General features: G+C 66.0%; 16 protein-coding genes. 9 read left to right on the top strand and 7 right to left on the bottom strand.

Going from position 1 to position 15,564, the window contains the following annotated elements:
- Positions 1-32 precede the first annotated feature (32 nt).
- The 7 genes from kdpB to U5A65_RS24945 form a co-directional block, all read right to left on the bottom strand.
- Positions 33-2,117: a potassium-transporting ATPase subunit KdpB gene (gene kdpB / locus U5A65_RS24975; RefSeq protein ID WP_321947942.1), complete on the bottom strand. Its 2,085-nt coding sequence runs from the start codon at positions 2,115-2,117 to the stop codon at positions 33-35.
- A gap of 32 nt (positions 2,118-2,149) precedes the next feature.
- The gene (kdpA, locus tag U5A65_RS24970; protein ID WP_321947940.1) at positions 2,150-3,955 is read right to left on the bottom strand and encodes a potassium-transporting ATPase subunit KdpA; all 1,806 of its coding nucleotides are present in this window, start codon (positions 3,953-3,955) and stop codon (positions 2,150-2,152) included.
- Positions 3,952-4,044 (bottom strand): K(+)-transporting ATPase subunit F, encoded by a 93-nt coding sequence (gene kdpF, locus U5A65_RS24965; protein ID WP_027819619.1) that lies wholly within the window; start codon positions 4,042-4,044, stop codon positions 3,952-3,954. The genes kdpA and kdpF overlap by 4 nt, the downstream gene beginning before the upstream one ends.
- Complete coding sequence (locus U5A65_RS24960; protein ID WP_069265305.1) at positions 4,041-4,163, bottom strand: potassium ABC transporter ATPase; 123 nt, start codon at positions 4,161-4,163, stop codon at positions 4,041-4,043. The genes kdpF and U5A65_RS24960 overlap by 4 nt, the downstream gene beginning before the upstream one ends.
- A gap of 263 nt (positions 4,164-4,426) precedes the next feature.
- Positions 4,427-5,401 carry a quinone oxidoreductase gene (locus U5A65_RS24955; RefSeq protein WP_321914693.1) on the bottom strand — a complete coding sequence of 325 codons (975 nt, stop codon included), beginning with the start codon at positions 5,399-5,401 and terminating at the stop codon, positions 4,427-4,429.
- Positions 5,402-5,491: 90 nt separating this feature from the next.
- Positions 5,492-5,881, bottom strand: a complete 390-nt coding sequence (locus U5A65_RS24950) for a methylglyoxal synthase (RefSeq protein ID WP_321914694.1) — start codon at positions 5,879-5,881, stop codon at positions 5,492-5,494.
- A 95-nt stretch (positions 5,882-5,976) separates the two neighbouring features.
- A complete protein-coding gene (locus U5A65_RS24945; RefSeq protein WP_321936832.1) occupies positions 5,977-6,756 on the bottom strand; it encodes an SDR family oxidoreductase in 780 nt (259 codons plus the stop codon).
- Positions 6,757-7,130: 374 nt separating this feature from the next.
- Here U5A65_RS24945 and upp point away from each other — a divergent pair, with 374 nt between their 5' ends.
- The 9 genes from upp to rng all read left to right on the top strand — a co-directional run bounded on the left by upp (position 7,131) and on the right by rng (position 15,549).
- The gene (gene upp, locus U5A65_RS24940) at positions 7,131-7,781 is read left to right on the top strand and encodes a uracil phosphoribosyltransferase (RefSeq protein ID WP_158757360.1); all 651 of its coding nucleotides are present in this window, start codon (positions 7,131-7,133) and stop codon (positions 7,779-7,781) included.
- Positions 7,782-8,168: 387 nt separating this feature from the next.
- Positions 8,169-8,897, top strand: coding sequence for a YebC/PmpR family DNA-binding transcriptional regulator (locus U5A65_RS24935; RefSeq protein WP_112174299.1), 729 nt, complete (start codon positions 8,169-8,171; stop codon positions 8,895-8,897).
- Positions 8,898-9,043: 146 nt separating this feature from the next.
- Positions 9,044-10,318 (top strand): phosphoribosylamine--glycine ligase, encoded by a 1,275-nt coding sequence (gene purD / locus U5A65_RS24930; RefSeq protein WP_321914696.1) that lies wholly within the window; start codon positions 9,044-9,046, stop codon positions 10,316-10,318.
- A gap of 339 nt (positions 10,319-10,657) precedes the next feature.
- Positions 10,658-11,593, top strand: coding sequence for an oxygen-dependent coproporphyrinogen oxidase (hemF, locus tag U5A65_RS24925; protein ID WP_321947938.1), 936 nt, complete (start codon positions 10,658-10,660; stop codon positions 11,591-11,593).
- Between the two features lie 4 nt (positions 11,594-11,597).
- A complete protein-coding gene (locus U5A65_RS24920) occupies positions 11,598-12,314 on the top strand; it encodes a nicotinate-nucleotide adenylyltransferase (protein WP_321914698.1) in 717 nt (238 codons plus the stop codon).
- A 2-nt stretch (positions 12,315-12,316) separates the two neighbouring features.
- Positions 12,317-12,784 carry a ribosome silencing factor gene (gene rsfS, locus U5A65_RS24915; protein ID WP_321914699.1) on the top strand — a complete coding sequence of 156 codons (468 nt, stop codon included), beginning with the start codon at positions 12,317-12,319 and terminating at the stop codon, positions 12,782-12,784.
- Positions 12,785-12,820: 36 nt separating this feature from the next.
- Positions 12,821-13,291 carry a 23S rRNA (pseudouridine(1915)-N(3))-methyltransferase RlmH gene (rlmH, locus tag U5A65_RS24910; protein ID WP_321914700.1) on the top strand — a complete coding sequence of 157 codons (471 nt, stop codon included), beginning with the start codon at positions 12,821-12,823 and terminating at the stop codon, positions 13,289-13,291.
- A gap of 156 nt (positions 13,292-13,447) precedes the next feature.
- Entirely contained in the window at positions 13,448-14,071 is a 624-nt protein-coding gene (locus U5A65_RS24905; protein ID WP_321914701.1) for a Maf family protein, read from the top strand.
- An 8-nt stretch (positions 14,072-14,079) separates the two neighbouring features.
- Complete coding sequence (gene rng / locus U5A65_RS24900; protein ID WP_321936830.1) at positions 14,080-15,549, top strand: ribonuclease G; 1,470 nt, start codon at positions 14,080-14,082, stop codon at positions 15,547-15,549.
- Positions 15,550-15,564 lie beyond the last annotated feature (15 nt).

Below are 15,564 nucleotides of genomic sequence, written 5' to 3'. Positions count from 1 at the left end.
CCTATGTATCTATCCGTGTCTATCCAGACGGCTCAAACCCAGCCGAATGCGGCAAGCGCCATGTCGATCAGCTTGATGCACGGGAACGGCAGCAGGATGCCGCCGAGGCCGTAGACCAGCAGATTGCGGCGCAACAGCGTCGCCGCGCCGAGCGGCCGGTACTTCACGCCCTTGAGCGCGAGCGGAATCAGCATCACGATGATGAGCGCGTTGAAGATCACCGCCGAGAGGATCGCCGACGAGGGCGACGTGAGGTGCATGACGTCGAGCACGCGCAGTTGCGGATACGTCGAAGCGAACGCCGCCGGGATGATCGCGAAGTACTTCGCAACGTCGTTGGCGATCGAGAAGGTCGTGAGCGAGCCGCGCGTCATGAGCATCTGCTTGCCGATCTCCACGATCTCGATGAGCTTGGTCGGGTTCGAATCGAGATCGACCATGTTGCCCGCTTCCTTCGCGGCCTGGGTGCCCGTGTTCATCGCCACGGCCACGTCGGCCTGCGCGAGCGCCGGGGCGTCGTTGGTGCCGTCGCCCGTCATTGCCACGAGCTTGCCTTGCGCCTGGTGTTCGCGGATCGTCGCGAGCTTGGTTTCGGGCGTGGCCTGTGCGAGGAAGTCGTCGACACCGGCTTCGGCGGCGATCGCGGCGGCGGTCAGGCGGTTGTCGCCCGTCACCATCACAGTCTTGATGCCCATCTTGCGCAGCTCGGCGAAACGCTCCTTGATGCCGCCCTTCACCACGTCCTTCAGCTCGATCACGCCGAGCACGCGTGCTATGCCGTCGTGCGTTTCGGCCACCACGAGCGGCGTGCTGCCGCGGCGCGCCACATCGTCCACTGCGTGATCGACTTCGCCGGGGAAACGGCCGCCTTGGGCTTCGACGTAATGCTTCACCGCGTCGGCGGCGCCCTTGCGTATCTCGCGGCCCGGTATGTCCACGCCGCTCATGCGCGTTTGTGCGCTGAAGGCGAGGAACACGGCGTGCAGCGCGTGCATGTCGCGCTGGCGAATGTTGAAGCGCTGCTTCGCGAGCACGACGATGCTGCGGCCTTCCGGCGTTTCGTCGGCGAGCGACGACAGTTGTGCGGCGTCCGCGAGCGCTTCTTCGCTCACGCCCGGCGCGGGAATGAACATCGACGCCTGACGGTTGCCGAGCGTGATCGTGCCGGTCTTGTCGAGCAGCAGCACGTCCACGTCGCCGGCGGCTTCCACCGCGCGGCCCGACGTCGCGATCACGTTGGCCTGCATCATGCGGCTCATGCCGGCCACGCCAATTGCGGAAAGCAGGCCGCCGATGGTCGTCGGAATCAGGCAGACAAGCAGCGCCACGAGCGCCGTGATCGTGACCACGTGGCCCATCTTCGCCGCTTCGACCGAGAACATCGAGAACGGCAAGAGCGTCGCGGTGGCAAGCAGCAGCACGATGCTCAGTGCGACGAGCAGGATCGTGAGCGCGATTTCGTTGGGCGTCTTCTGGCGCTTCGCGCCTTCGACCATCGCGATCATGCGGTCGAGGAAGGCTTCGCCGGGGTTCGCCGTCACGCGCACGACGATCCAGTCGGAGAGCACGCGCGTGCCGCCCGTCACCGAAGAAAAGTCGCCGCCCGACTCGCGGATCACCGGCGCCGATTCGCCCGTAATGGCCGATTCGTCCACCGATGCCACGCCTTCGATCACTTCGCCGTCTGCGGGAATCGTGTCGCCGGTCTCGACCAGCACCACGTCGCCGCGGCGCAGGTCGGAAGCCGTCATGATGCGGATCGGCGCCTTCGGATGCGGCTCGTTGAGCTTCTTGGCCATCACGTCTTTCTTGGCCTGGCGCAGCGATGCGGCCTGCGCCTTCGAACGCCCTTCGGCGAGCGCTTCCGCGAAGTTCGCGAACAGCACTGTGAACCACAGCCAGAGCGCGACCGCGAGGATGAACCCCGCGGGCGCCTCGGCCTGGCCCACGAGCGCCGCAATCCAGAGGATCGTCGTGAGCACGCTGCCCACGTACACGCAGAACATCACCGGGTTGCGCAACTGCGTGCGCGGATTGAGTTTTCTGAACGAGTCCACGATAGCCGGGCGCACCAGCGCCGGATCGAACATGGACCGAGTTGCACTATGCTGATTCATTTTCGTTTCGCTCATGTTGCGAAGGCCCCCGTTCAATGCACGCCCATCATGATCAGATGCTCGACGCCGGGACCGAGCGCGAGCGCGGGCACATACGTGAGCGCGCCGACCAGCAGCACCGTGCCGAGCAGCAGCACGACGAAGAGCGGGCCATGCGTGGGCAGCGTGCCGCCCGTCACCGCAATGCGCTTCTTGCTCGCCAGCGACCCCGCGATGGCGAGCACCGGGATGATCGTGCCGAAGCGGCCGAACCACATCGCAATCGCGAGCAGCCAGTTGTAGAACGGCGTGCTCACGGTCAGGCCGGCGAATGCGCTGCCGTTGTTGTTGGCCGCCGAGCTGAACGCATACAGGATCTCGGAGAAACCATGCGCGCCCGGATTGGCGATACCGGCCTTGCCCGCCTCCGAGAGCACGGCGATCGAGGTGCCGAGCAGCACGAGCAACGGCGTGAGCAGCACGACGATCGACACCATCTTCATCTCGAACGACTCGATCTTCTTGCCGACGTATTCCGGCGTGCGGCCGATCATGAGCCCCGCCACGAACACCGCGAGCAGCGCGAACACGAGCATGCCGTAGAGACCCGAACCGACACCGCCGAAGATCACCTCGCCAAGCTGGATGAAGAGCATCGGGACGAGGCCGCCGAGCGGCGTGAGCGAATCGTGCGCCGCGTTCACGGCGCCGCACGAGGCGGCCGTGGTGGCGACGACGAAGATGCCCGTTTGCGCGATGCCAAAGCGCGTTTCCTTGCCTTCCATGTTGCCGCCCGCCTGCAGCGCGCTTGCGTGCTGGTCGACGTTGAGCGACGTGAACATCGGATTGCCCGCCTGCTCGGCGGACAACACGCCGCCCACGGCCACGGCGAACGCGACCGTCATCACCGCGAGCACGGCCACGCCCTGCCTGCGGTCGCCGACCACGTTGCCGAACACGAGACACAGCGCAGCCGGAATGATCAGGATCGCCAACATTTCGATGACGTTCGAGACCGGCGTGGGGTTCTCGTACGGATGCGCCGAGTTCGCATTGAAGAAGCCGCCGCCGTTGGTGCCGAGCATCTTGATCGCGACCTGCGAGGCGACCGGGCCCATGGCGAGCGTTTGCGACGTGACCTTCGTGTCGACCGTTTCAGGATTGCCCTTCGCGTCTTTCACCGGGTTGCCCTGGGCGTCGAGCTTCGGCGCGGCGTAGGTCGTGGTTTGCAGCACCGGCACGTCCTGATACGCCTTGAAGTTCTGGATCATGCCCTGGCTCATCAGGAGCGCGGCGACGATCGCCGCCATCGGCACGAGGATGTAGAGCGTCGTGCGCGTGAGGTCGACCCAGAAGTTGCCGATGGTCTGCATCGAGTGGCGTGAAAAGCCGCGAATCAACGCAATCACGACGACGATGCCCGTCGCTGCAGAAAGGAAGTTCTGCACGGTGAGACCGAGCATCTGCGTGAGATAGCTCACGGTCTGCTCGGGCGAGTAGTCCTGCCAGTTGGTGTTGGTGACGAAGCTCACGGCCGTGTTGAACGCGCCGTCCACCGTCATCGGGCCGAACTGCTGCGGGTTGCCAGGCAGCCAGCCCTGAATGCGCAGCAGCACATAAAGAAAGCCCACGCCGAGCACGTTGAACGAGATGGTGGCGAGCGCATAACGCTTCCAGTTCATCTCGGACTGCGGGTCGACGCCGGCTACGCGATAGAGCAGGTTTTCGAGTGGCGCGAACAGGCGCACGACGCGCGAGCGCCCGTCGAGCACGCGCGTCATGTAGCCCGAGACAGGCACCGCGAGCGCGAGGAGGATGACGATGAAAAGCCCCGCCTGGAGCAGAGTGTTGCCGTTCATTCGATATCCTCCGCGCGCAGCAGCGCATGGACGAGATAAACGAACAGCAACAGCGTTGCCGCCCCCGATAGCCAGAAGATCCAGGTCATGGGCGCACCCCCTTCGCACCTTGATCGCGGCGGTACTGCATCAGCTTCTCGCAGCCCGCGATCAACGCGTATGTGAGCGCGGCGAAAACCACCAGCCCCCCGATATACAGCACATCCATTGTCGTGTTCTCCATTCGCGGATGACGGATGGCTGAAAGTTACCCGCTACGGCATTAAATCCGGATCAAAGGTTTTGGCGCGCGTATAAAAAACGCGTAAACGCGGGGGGCGCGGAAAGAAAAAAGGCGCGCAACATGGGCGTTGCGCGCCTTTTGGGTCGTGGTGACGGCGTAATGAAGCGAAAAGGAACGTAAATGGTCGAGTCAATACGCGGGCGCCGATGGCTCGCGCCAAGCGACGCAACAGTGCATCAATTTTTACGTCACGGGATCAGGACAGTCGACCCCGTAGTCTTGCGCGCTTCGAGATCGGCGTGTGCCTGGCCGACGTCCTTGAGCGCATAGCGCTGGTTGATCGACGTCTTGACCTTGCCCGAAGCGACCACGTCGAACAGTTCGGCGGACATCGCTTCGTAGTCGGCGCGCTTCGCGATATACGTGAAGAGCGTCGGGCGCGTGAAGAACAACGAGCCGCGCCCCGCGAACTCCGACGAATCGATCGGCGGCAGCGGGCCCGACGCATTGCCGAAGCTCACGAACAAGCCGAGCGGCGCGAGGCAATCGAGCGATTTCGTGTAGGTGTCCTTGCCGATCGAGTCGTACACCACGGGCACGCCCGCGCCGTTCGTGATCTCGCGCACGCGTGCCGTGAAGTCCTCGCGCGTGTAGACAATCGGATGGTCGCAGCCGTGCGCCTTCGCGATCTCGGCCTTTTCGTCCGAGCCCACGGTGCCGATCACGGTCGCACCCAGCGCCTTCGCCCACTGGCACACGAGCAGACCCACGCCGCCCGCCGCTGCCTGGATGAGGATCGTGTCGCCGGCCTTCACGCGATACGTGCGGCGCAGCAGGTATTGCGCCGTGAGGCCCTGGAGCATGATCGAGGCCGCCGCTTCATCGCTGATCGCGTCGGGCAGCTTGATCACCTGGTCGGCGCGCAGCACGCGCTCCTGAGCGTAGGCGCCGGGCGGGCGCGCGACGTACGCCACGCGGTCGCCCACCTTCAGCGCGCTCACGCCTTGTCCCACCGCCGTCACCTCGCCGGCCGCCTCCATGCCGAGGCCGGCCGGCAGCGGCTGTGGATAAAGCCCGGTGCGGAAATACACGTCGATGTAATTGAGGCCGCACGCGCTCTGGCGCAAACGCACCTCGCCCTCGCCCGGCTCGCCCACGTCGACGTCCACCCACTTCATTACTTCGGGGCCGCCGGCTTTGTCGTATCGGATTGCCTTGGTCATCACGTCTCCTTGGTGTTGTCCTGGCTAGCTGTTTTCCACCTGCATGGCGCGTCGCGCCCGCGCGGGTCGGACCGCGAATCAGACCACAAATCAGGCCGCGTTTTTCTGGCGCAGCGTGAGCACGTCGAGGAGCATGCGCGCCGTCGAGATATTCGTCGCGCACGGCACGTCGTGCACGTCGCACGCGCGCACGAGCGCGTTGATGTCGGGTTCGTGCGGCTGCGGCGTCATCGGGTCGCGCAGGAAAATCACGATGTCGACGTTGCCTTCCGCAAGCCGCGCGCCGATCTGCAGGTCGCCGCCGTGCGGGCCCGACAGCATGCGCTCGACGTTGATGCCCGTCGCGGCCTCGATGCGCGAGCCGGTCGTGCCGGTCGCGATGATCTCGCAGTGGCGCAGCGTCTCGACGTACTCGCTCGCGAGTTTGACGATGTCGTCCTTCTTGTGGTCGTGCGCGATCAGTGCGACGCGGGTTGGCATGGCGTAGGTCTCCTTGACGTATGGGTTGCGTGCTTGATAGTCGTAATGCGTGTGGTGACGCGGCGCGAGGGCGCCGCGGCTGCCCGGAAGCTGACTCAGTAGGTGCCCGGATAAGCCCCGCCGTCGATCAGCCAGTTTTGCCCGGTGATATAGCCCGCGTGCACGCTGCACAGGAACGCGCAGGCGCGCCCGAATTCGTCGGACGTACCGAAACGTCCGGCCGGAATTGCCTTCATGCGGCGCGCACGCGCTTCTTCTTCCGAAATATGGCTCGCCTTCGCCTGCGCGACGATGGTGGCCTGAATGCGGTCGGTGTCGAATGCGCCGGGCAGCAAGTTGTTGATCGTGACGCCAGTGGCGGCGACCTGGCGCGCCACGCCCGCGACGAAGCCCGTCAGGCCCGAGCGCGCGCCGTTCGAGAGGCCGAGCACGTCGATCGGCGCCTTCACCGAGGAGCTCGTGATGTTGACGATGCGCCCGAAGCCGCGCGCGATCATGGCGTCGATAGTGGACTGGATCAGCGCGATCGGCGTGAGCATGTTCGCTTCGAGCGCCGCGATCCACGCCTCGTGCGTGTACGTGCGGAAGTCGCCCGGCGGCGGGCCGCCCGCGTTGTTCACGAGAATGTCGGGCGACGGGCAGGCGGCGAGCGCGGCGGCGCGGCCCGCTTCCGTGGTGATGTCGCAAGCCACGGCCTTCACGTCCACGCCCGTGCTCTTGCGGATATGCGCGGCGGTTTCCTCCAGTGTCTGCGCGGTGCGCGCGACGATCGTCACGTTGACGCCTTCGGCGGCGAGCGCCTCGGCGCAGCCGCGCCCCAGTCCCTTGCTGGCCGCGCACACCAGTGCGTTGCGTCCTGCGATGCCCATGTCCATTGTTTTCGTGTCCTTTTTGCGTGGATGACCGTCCTGTGACAGGGCGGACACGGCCAGACCTTGCGCCGCCCCGCCCCGCGACCTTTTTGGGATTCTAGAAGAATCGGGCGCGGCGCGTGGAAGGCCGATGGCGGCGAAGCCCGTCAGCCGTGCGCGAAGTGGCGTCGCAACGCGCCATGCGCGCGCCGGTACGCGCGTGCTTACCGTATACTTGCGGCTGTAGCGCGGCCCGGCGCCTTCGCAAGCCACGAGCGCTTGCCGCGCGCGGCGGGCCGTGCTCGCCGCAACCGTACAGCCCGGGCGCGCAGCGCCGGGCTCGCGCGGCAGCGGCACGACCGATTCCCCGATTCCCTTGCAGCCTTGTGCGCCCCGCCATGAAACAGGACAGCCGTTTCCCGAATCTCTTCATCCTCGATCACCCGCTGATCCAGCACAAGCTCACGCATATGCGCGACAAGGACACGTCCACGCGCACGTTCCGCGAGTTGCTGCGCGAGATCACGCTGCTGATGGGCTATGAAATCACGCGCGACCTGCCCGTCGCATCGCGCCGCGTGAAGACGCCGCTCGTCGAAGTCGACGCGCCCGTGATTGCGGGCAAGAAGCTCGCCATCGTGCCGGTGCTGCGTGCGGGCGTGGGCATGTCCGACGGCCTGCTCGAGCTGGTGCCCTCCGCGCGCGTCGGCCATATCGGCGTGTATCGCGCCGACGACCATCGCCCGGTCGAATATCTCGTGCGCCTGCCCGACCTCGAGGACCGCACCTTCATCCTGTGCGATCCGATGGTCGCGACCGGCTACTCGGCGGCGCACGCGATCGACGTGCTCAAGCGCCGCGGCGTGCCCGGCGAGCGCATCCTGTTCCTTGCACTGGTGGCCGCGCCCGAGGGCGTGGACGTGTTCCAGAAGGCGCACCCGGACGTGAAACTCTACGTGGCTTCGCTCGACTCGCATCTGAACGAGCACGCCTACATCATTCCGGGCCTCGGCGACGCAGGCGACCGGCTGTTCGGCACGAAGAACTAAGACCGGCACCACCGTTGCATCGGGGCGGCCGGCGGGACTGGCCGCCCTCACCCCCTCCCTGCCTTCTGCGGACATCCCGATCCCGCCCCCTATGTACCCTGCGCGGCCGGCGCAACCTGCCATCGCCTGATGCCCCGTCACGTAGGCAGGCGAAGCCGGACGGTCCCGGCGTGATAAAATTCAGATCCACCTGAACGGGCGCTGCGTCCCGTCCTGCCGGCACATCTTGCCGCACAGGCTTTACGCGAGAAGTGCGAGAGAGGCGAGAGGCGCGCGAAGCATCACGCGCGCCGCGCGAACGACGCACGAAGACCGCGCCCGGGAACATCGCAGCGACAACAGCACATTGCACACTGCACGCGCACGGCGCGTGAGACGGAGAAAGGTATGGCGGGTCATTCGAAATGGGCCAACATCAAGCACAAGAAGGCTGCTGCTGACGCGAAGCGCGGCAAGGTCTGGACGCGGCTCATCAAGGAAATCCAGGTCGCGGCGCGCATGGGCGGCGGCGACGCCGACACGAACCCGCGCCTGCGTCTGGCCGTCGACAAGGCGTACGACGCCAACATGCCCAAGGACAACATCAACCGCGCCATCCAGCGCGGCGTGGGCGGCGTCGACGGCGCGAACTACGAGGAAATCCGCTACGAAGGCTACGGCATCGGCGGCGCGGCCGTCATCGTCGACACGATGACCGACAACCGCACCCGCACGGTCGCGGAAGTACGCCACGCGTTCTCGAAGTTCGGCGGCAACATGGGCACGGACGGCTCCGTTGCGTTCATGTTCGATCACGTCGGCCAGTTCGTGTTCGCGCCGGGCACGCCCGAGGACGAACTCATGAACGCCGCGCTCGAAGCCGGCGCCGACGACGTCGTGACGAACGAAGACGGCTCGATCGAAGTGGTCTGCCCGCCGTTCGACTTCACGAAGGTCAAGACCGCGCTCGAAGCAGCAGGCTTCAAGGCGGAAATGGCCGAAGTCACCATGAAGCCGCAAAACGAGGTCGAATTCACGGGCGACGACGCCGTGAAGATGCAAAAGCTGCTCGACGCCCTCGAAAACCTGGACGATGTCCAGGACGTGTACACCAACGCGTCGATCGCCGAGGAATAAGGCGTCGGCCCGGGAGGCCGCGCATGGGCGGCGCTTAGGCTCTGCTTAGGCTCTGCTCACGCCCCGCCTCCTGCAAGCGATTTTCACGGCCGGCGCACTGTGCGCCGGCCGCAACTGTTTCTGGTCTTGGTCTTTCGGGGATTCTCATGAAGTTACTCGTCGTCGGTTCTGGCGGCCGCGAACATGCGCTGGCGTGGAAGCTCGCGCAGGCGCCGCGCGTGCAGCTCGTCTACGTCGCACCCGGTAACGGCGGCACCGCGCAGGACGAGCGGCTCGCCAACGTCGACATCACGGACATCCACGAGCTCGCCGATTTTGCCGAGCGCGAAGGCGTCGCCCTCACCGTGGTCGGCCCGGAAGCGCCGCTCGCCGCGGGCATCGTCAACGTGTTCCGCCAGCGCGGCCTGAAGGTGTTCGGCCCGTCGAAGGAAGCCGCGCAGCTCGAAAGCTCGAAGGACTTCGCCAAGGCGTTCATGAAGCGCCACAACATCCCGACCGCCGCGTACGAGACGTTCTCTGACGCGACGGCCGCGCACGCCTACGTCGAGAAGAACGGCGCGCCCATCGTCATCAAGGCCGACGGCCTCGCTGCCGGCAAGGGCGTGGTCGTGGCGATGTCGCTGGAAGAAGCGCATCAGGCCATCGACATGATGCTCGCCGACAACAAGCTCGGCGACGCCGGCGCGCGCGTGGTGATCGAAGAGTTCCTGGCAGGCGAAGAAGCGAGCTTCATCGTCATGGTGGACGGCAAGCACGTGCTCGCGCTCGCCTCGAGCCAGGACCACAAGCGCCTGCAGGACGGCGACCAGGGCCCGAACACGGGCGGCATGGGCGCCTACTCGCCCGCGCCCATCGTCACGCCGCAACTGCACGCCCGCGTGATGCGCGAAATCATCCTGCCGACCGTGGCGGGCATGGAGAAGGAAGGCATCCGCTACACGGGCTTCCTCTACGCCGGCCTCATGATCGACGCGCAAGGCAACCCGAAGACGCTCGAATTCAACTGCCGCATGGGCGACCCCGAAACGCAGCCGATCATGGCGCGCCTGAAGGGCGACTTTTCGAAGGTCGTGGAGCACGCCATTGCCGGCACGCTCAACCAGGTCGAGCTCGAATGGGACCGCCGCACGGCGCTGGGCGTCGTGCTCGCCGCGCACAACTATCCGGACACGCCGCGCAAGGGCGACCGCATCAGCGACATCCCGGCCGAGACCGCCGATTCGGTCACGTTCCACGCGGGCACGCAGATGGTGGACGGCAAGCTCGTGACCTCGGGCGGCCGCGTGCTGTGCGTGGTCGGTCTCGCCGATTCGGTGCGCAGCGCGCAGAACGTCGCGTACGAAACCGTGAACCGCATCTCGTTCGACGGCATGCAGTATCGCAACGACATTGGCTATCGCGCCGCGGGGCGCAAGCAGTAAGCACAGCGCTTGCCCGGGGCCGCGAGCATGAATGCGGCCCCAAATGAAACGAATGGCCGTATGCAGCCGCCTGGCTGCGCGCCGCAGTCACCGCGCCACGGTTTTTTCGTCTAACCGCTTACGCTCGCCCTAAAGTTGTCCAACGCGAGCAAACCAGCGCAGCAGCCTGAGCGTGCTTAGCACGCAGCCCACGCGGGCGCCGTTGGCGCCGGACGTCGCGCCAATCGGCGCTACACTGCCGCTGTCAGGCCGCCCAGGGCGGTTTATCCGAAAAACCGACGAATAGCCCAACGAATAACCCGATTCCAGCGTCCGCACGCTGCCGTCCCCATTTGATCGATGACCGATTCCCCTAACAGCGCCTCCCCCGACAGTGCCGCCGTCCGCGCCTGGCTGGCCAGCCTGCAGACGCAGATCGCCGACACCCTCGGCGCCTTCGACGGCACGCCGTTCGCCACGGACAACTGGCAGCGCGGGCCCGGCGAGAAGCTGCGTGGCGGCGGTTGCACGCGCATCATCGAAGGCGGCCAGTTCTTCGAGCGTGGGGGTATCGGCTTTTCCGACGTTTCCGGCGACGCCCTGCCGCCGTCGGCCACGGCAGCGCGACCCGAACTCAACGGCCGCGGCTTCGAGGCGATGGGTGTTTCGCTCGTGCTGCATCCGCGCAATCCGTATTGCCCGACGGTGCACATGAACGTGCGCATGCTGCTCGCCACCAAGGCAGGCGAGCCGCCGGTGTTCTGGTTCGGCGGCGGCATGGACCTCACGCCCTACTACGGCTTCGAGGAAGACGCGCAGCACTTCCACCGCGTGTGCCGCGACGCGCTCGCGCCCTATGGCGCGGACCTCTACCCGCGCTTCAAGCGCTGGTGCGACGACTACTTCTTCCTGAAGCACCGCAACGAAGCGCGCGGCGTGGGCGGCATTTTCTTCGACGACTACGCCACGGGCGGCTTCGACGAGGCGTTCGCAATGCTGCGCAGCGTCGGCGATGGCTTCCTGAAGGCGTATCTGCCAATCATCGAAAAACGGCGCGCCACGCCCTACGGCGAAGCCGAGCGCGAATTCCAGGCGTACCGGCGCGGGCGCTACGTCGAATTCAATCTGGTCTGGGACCGCGGCACGCATTTCGGCCTGCAAAGCGGCGGCCGCACGGAGTCGATCCTGATGTCGATGCCGCCGGGCGCCACCTGGCGCTACGACTGGCAGCCGCTGCCCGGCACGCCGGAAGCGCGCCTCTACAGCGACTTCCTGCCCGTGCGCGACTGGGTCTGACGCCGTGACGCAAGCTTTCACCGTCCCGCCCAACGCACTCGAGAGGCGCGTCGGGCTGCTCGGCGGCACCTTCGATCCGATCCACGAGGGCCACCTCGCGCTCGCGCGCCATTTTGCGCGCGTGCTGGGCCTGAACGAGCTGATCCTGCTGCCGGCCGGCCAGCCGTGGCAAAAGCCGGGCGTGACCGCGGCGCAGCATCGGCTCGCCATGACGCGCGCCGCAGCCGCGTCGCTCGCGTTGCCGGGCGTCACGGTGACGGTGGACGCCGACGAAATCGAGCACAACGGTCCGACCTACACGGTCGAAACGCTGCGCCGCTGGCGCGCAAAAAGCGAAAGCAACGGCGCCGCCGCGCTCACGCTGCTAATGGGCGCCGATCAACTGCTGCACCTTGATTCCTGGCACGAATGGCGCGAGCTTTTCGCGCTTGCGCATCTGGGCGTGGCGAGCCGTCCGGGCTTCGACTTCGCGGCGCTGCCGCCCGAGGTCGCGCGCGAGGCCGCCGCGCGCCGCGCGGGCGCCGCCGCGCTTGCGGCAACGCCGCATGGCCACTTGCTGGTCGACGACACGCTCGCGCTCGACGTTTCGGCGACCGAAATCCGGCGCGACCTGCCGGCCTGCGTGGCGAGCGGGCAACGTCGCGGCACCGCCGCCGACAAGCTTCCCGCAGCCGTGTGGGACTATATCCTTCAACATCATCTCTATCTGCAACACGAGTAACTATGGACATCCGCAAACTTCAACGCGCCATCGTCGACGGTCTCGAAGACGTCAAGGCACAAGACATTCGCGTCTTCAACACGAGCCATCTGACTGAGCTGTTCGACCGCGTGGTCGTCGCGAGCGGCACCTCGAACCGCCAGACCAAGGCGCTCGCCAACAGCGTGCGCGAGAAGGTCAAGGAAGCCGGCGGCGACATCGTGAGCACCGAAGGCGAGGACATCGGCGAATGGGTGCTCGTGGATTGCGGCGACGCGGTCGTCCACATCCTCCAGCCCGCGCTGCGCCAGTACTACAACCTCGAGGAAATCTGGGGCGACAAGCCGGTGCGCGTGAAGCTCGCGACCAACACGGGCTTCGTGGGCGCACGCGCAAGCGAGCCGATGGACGACGAGGACGAAGACGAGGAAGCCGCGCCGGCCGTGAAGAAGCCCGCGCGCAAGACTGCAGCGCGTAAGACCGCGAAGTAAGCGCAGCGCGCTTACGAACGACAATCGTCACGCACGATGAAACTGCATATCGTCGCCGTCGGCCACAAGATGCCGGACTGGATCGCCGAGGGCTTCGAGGAATATACGAAGCGCATGCCGCCGGAGCTGCGCATCGAGCTGCGCGAGGTGAAGCCCGAGCAGCGTTCGTCGGGCCGCTCCGCCGAGAGCGTCATGGCAGCCGAGCGCGTGCGCATCGAAGCTGCGCTGCCCAAGAATGCGCGCATCGTCGCGCTCGACGAACGCGGCAAGGACTGGACCACGATGCAGCTCGCGAAGGCGCTGCCGCTCTGGCAGCAGGACGGCCGCGACGTGGCGTTCCTGATCGGCGGCGCGGACGGGCTCGATCCCGAGCTCAAGTCGCGCGCCGACACGCTCCTGCGCCTCTCGTCCCTCACACTGCCGCATGCGATGGTGCGCGTGCTGCTCGCCGAGCAGCTTTACCGCGCGTGGACCATCACGCAGAATCACCCCTATCATCGCGTGTGATGCAGGTGTAAAGCGCGCCCGCGCCGCTTTTGGTCGTGCGCCTGCGGCCCGCTTTTGGCCCGCTTTTGGCCCGCCAATGGCCCATTGAGCCCCGCTCAAGCCCCGGAAAGCAGGCGCGCACGTCAACCCGAAGTCCGTAACGACAAAGACGCTCCGATGCCCACCAACGCGCCCTATCCGTTCGTCTATCTCGCCTCGCAAAGCCCGCGCCGCCAGGAACTGCTGCAGCAGCTCGGCGTGCGCTTCGAGTTGCTGCTGCCGCGTCCCGACGAAGACGCCGAAGCGCTCGAAACCGCGCTGCCCGGCGAGCAAGCCGCCGTCTATGTCGAGCGCGTGTGCGCCGCGAAGGCAGACGCCGCCCGCGCGCGCCTCGTCGCGGGCGCGCACAAGCATGCGCCGATTCTCACCGCCGACACCACGGTCTCCATCGACGGCCATATTCTCGGCAAGCCGCACGACGCCGCCGATGCCTATGCGATGCTCGAACGCCTGGCCGGCCGCGAGCACGAAGTGCTCACGGCGGTGGCCGTGGTGAACGCCGAAGGCGTGTGCCTGCCGGTCGCGGTCTCGCGTTCGCATGTGCGCTTCGCGGCTGCGCTGCCCGCTGCGATCGCGCGTTACGTGGCGAGCGGCGAGCCGTTCGGCAAGGCCGGCGCGTACGGCATCCAGGGCCGCGCGGCGGAATTCGTCGAGCGAATCGACGGGTCCTATTCGGGTATCATGGGTTTGCCATTATTCGAAACGGCCGCCCTCCTGCGCGCCGCGGGCATCGACTTCTAGAACAAATCATGAACGAAGAAATCCTGATCAACGTCACGCCCCAGGAGACGCGCGTCGCATTGGTCCAGCAAGGCGCAGTACAGGAGCTTCACGTCGAGCGCACGCTGTCGCGCGGGCGCGTCGGCAACGTCTATCTCGGCAAGGTCGTGCGCGTGCTGCCGGGCATGCAGTCCGCGTTCATCGACATCGGTCTCGAGCGTGCCGCCTTCCTTCATGTGGCCGACATCTGGCATCCGCGCATTGCCGGCGAAGCGCATGCGCCCGTGCATCATCAGCCGATCGAAAAGACCGTGTTCGAAGGGCAAACGCTGATGGTGCAGGTCGTGAAGGATCCGATCGGCACGAAGGGCGCACGGCTTTCCACGCAGGTGAGCATTGCGGGGCGCACGCTGGTCTATTTGCCGCAGGAGCCGCACATCGGCATCTCGCAGAAGATCGAGAGCGAGGCCGAGCGCGAAGCGGTGCGCGCGCGCCTCACGGCCGTGCTGCCCGCCGATGAAAAAGGCGGCTATATCGTGCGCACGATCGCCGAAGACGCCACGAGCGAAGAACTCGCAGCAGACGTCGCGTATCTGCGCAAGACGTGGGCGACGATACTCGCGCAGGCGCAGCGCTTGCCCGCCACGAGCCTGCTCTATCAGGACCTGAATCTCTCGCAGCGCGTGCTGCGCGACTTCGTGAACGACGAGACCTCGCGCATTCAGGTCGATTCGCGCGAAACGTTCCAGAGGCTCACGGAGTTCGCCACCGAATTCACGCCCGCCGTGCTGCCGAAGCTGCATCACTACTCGGGCGAGCGGCCGCTCTTCGACCTCTACAACATCGAGGCCGAAATCCAGCGCGCGCTCTCGCGCCGCGTGGACCTCAAGTCGGGCGGTTACCTCGTGATCGACCAGACCGAGGCGATGACGACCATCGACGTGAATACGGGCGGCTATGTGGGCGCGCGCAACTTCGACGACACGATCTTCAAGACGAATCTCGAAGCGGCGCATACGATCGCGCGGCAATTGCGTCTGCGCAATCTGGGCGGCGTCATCATCATCGACTTCATCGACATGGAAAACGTCGAACATCGCGACCAGGTGCTCGGCGAACTGAAGAAGGCGCTCTCGCGCGACCGCACGCGCGTGACCGTAAACGGCTTCTCGCAACTGGGGCTCGTGGAGATGACACGCAAGCGCACGCGCGAATCGCTTGCGCATGTGCTGTGCGAGCCGTGCCCGACTTGTCTCGGCAAGGGGCAAGTGAAGACCGCGCGCACGGTTTGCTACGACGTGCTGCGCGAGATTCTGCGCGAGTCGCGGCAGTTCAACCCGCGCGAGTTTCGCGTGGTCGCTTCACAGCAGGTCATCGACCTCTTTCTCGAGGAAGAGTCGCAGCATCTCGCGATGTTGATCGACTTCATCGGCAAGCCGGTTTCGCTGCAGGTGGAGTCGAATTTGAGTCAGGAACAGTACGACATCGTGCTCATGTAGCGCGACGTTGCAGGC

This window comes from Paraburkholderia sp. J10-1, from assembly GCF_905220165.1.
In the GTDB taxonomy this organism is placed as follows: Bacteria; Pseudomonadota; Gammaproteobacteria; order Burkholderiales; family Burkholderiaceae; genus Paraburkholderia.
The sequence above is the reverse complement of the archived record's forward strand: the minus strand, read 5'-3'. Positions and strand labels throughout refer to the sequence as shown.

What these genes read in the sequence shown, in the direction of transcription:
- kdpB (WP_321947942.1), bottom strand. Translation starts at nt 2,117, where the DNA reads ATGAATCAGCATAGTGCAACTCGGTCCATGTTCGATCCGGCGCTGGTG.
- kdpA (WP_321947940.1), bottom strand. Translation starts at nt 3,955, where the DNA reads ATGAACGGCAACACTCTGCTCCAGGCGGGGCTTTTCATCGTCATCCTC.
- kdpF (WP_027819619.1), bottom strand. Translation starts at nt 4,044, where the DNA reads ATGACCTGGATCTTCTGGCTATCGGGGGCGGCAACGCTGTTGCTGTTC.
- U5A65_RS24960 (WP_069265305.1), bottom strand. Translation starts at nt 4,163, where the DNA reads ATGGATGTGCTGTATATCGGGGGGCTGGTGGTTTTCGCCGCGCTCACA.
- U5A65_RS24955 (WP_321914693.1), bottom strand. Translation starts at nt 5,401, where the DNA reads ATGACCAAGGCAATCCGATACGACAAAGCCGGCGGCCCCGAAGTAATG.
- U5A65_RS24950 (WP_321914694.1), bottom strand. Translation starts at nt 5,881, where the DNA reads ATGCCAACCCGCGTCGCACTGATCGCGCACGACCACAAGAAGGACGAC.
- U5A65_RS24945 (WP_321936832.1), bottom strand. Translation starts at nt 6,756, where the DNA reads ATGGACATGGGCATCGCAGGACGCAACGCACTGGTGTGCGCGGCCAGC.
- upp (WP_158757360.1), top strand. Translation starts at nt 7,131, where the DNA reads ATGAAACAGGACAGCCGTTTCCCGAATCTCTTCATCCTCGATCACCCG.
- U5A65_RS24935 (WP_112174299.1), top strand. Translation starts at nt 8,169, where the DNA reads ATGGCGGGTCATTCGAAATGGGCCAACATCAAGCACAAGAAGGCTGCT.
- purD (WP_321914696.1), top strand. Translation starts at nt 9,044, where the DNA reads ATGAAGTTACTCGTCGTCGGTTCTGGCGGCCGCGAACATGCGCTGGCG.
- hemF (WP_321947938.1), top strand. Translation starts at nt 10,658, where the DNA reads ATGACCGATTCCCCTAACAGCGCCTCCCCCGACAGTGCCGCCGTCCGC.
- rsfS (WP_321914699.1), top strand. Translation starts at nt 12,317, where the DNA reads ATGGACATCCGCAAACTTCAACGCGCCATCGTCGACGGTCTCGAAGAC.
- rlmH (WP_321914700.1), top strand. Translation starts at nt 12,821, where the DNA reads ATGAAACTGCATATCGTCGCCGTCGGCCACAAGATGCCGGACTGGATC.
- U5A65_RS24905 (WP_321914701.1), top strand. Translation starts at nt 13,448, where the DNA reads ATGCCCACCAACGCGCCCTATCCGTTCGTCTATCTCGCCTCGCAAAGC.
- rng (WP_321936830.1), top strand. Translation starts at nt 14,080, where the DNA reads ATGAACGAAGAAATCCTGATCAACGTCACGCCCCAGGAGACGCGCGTC.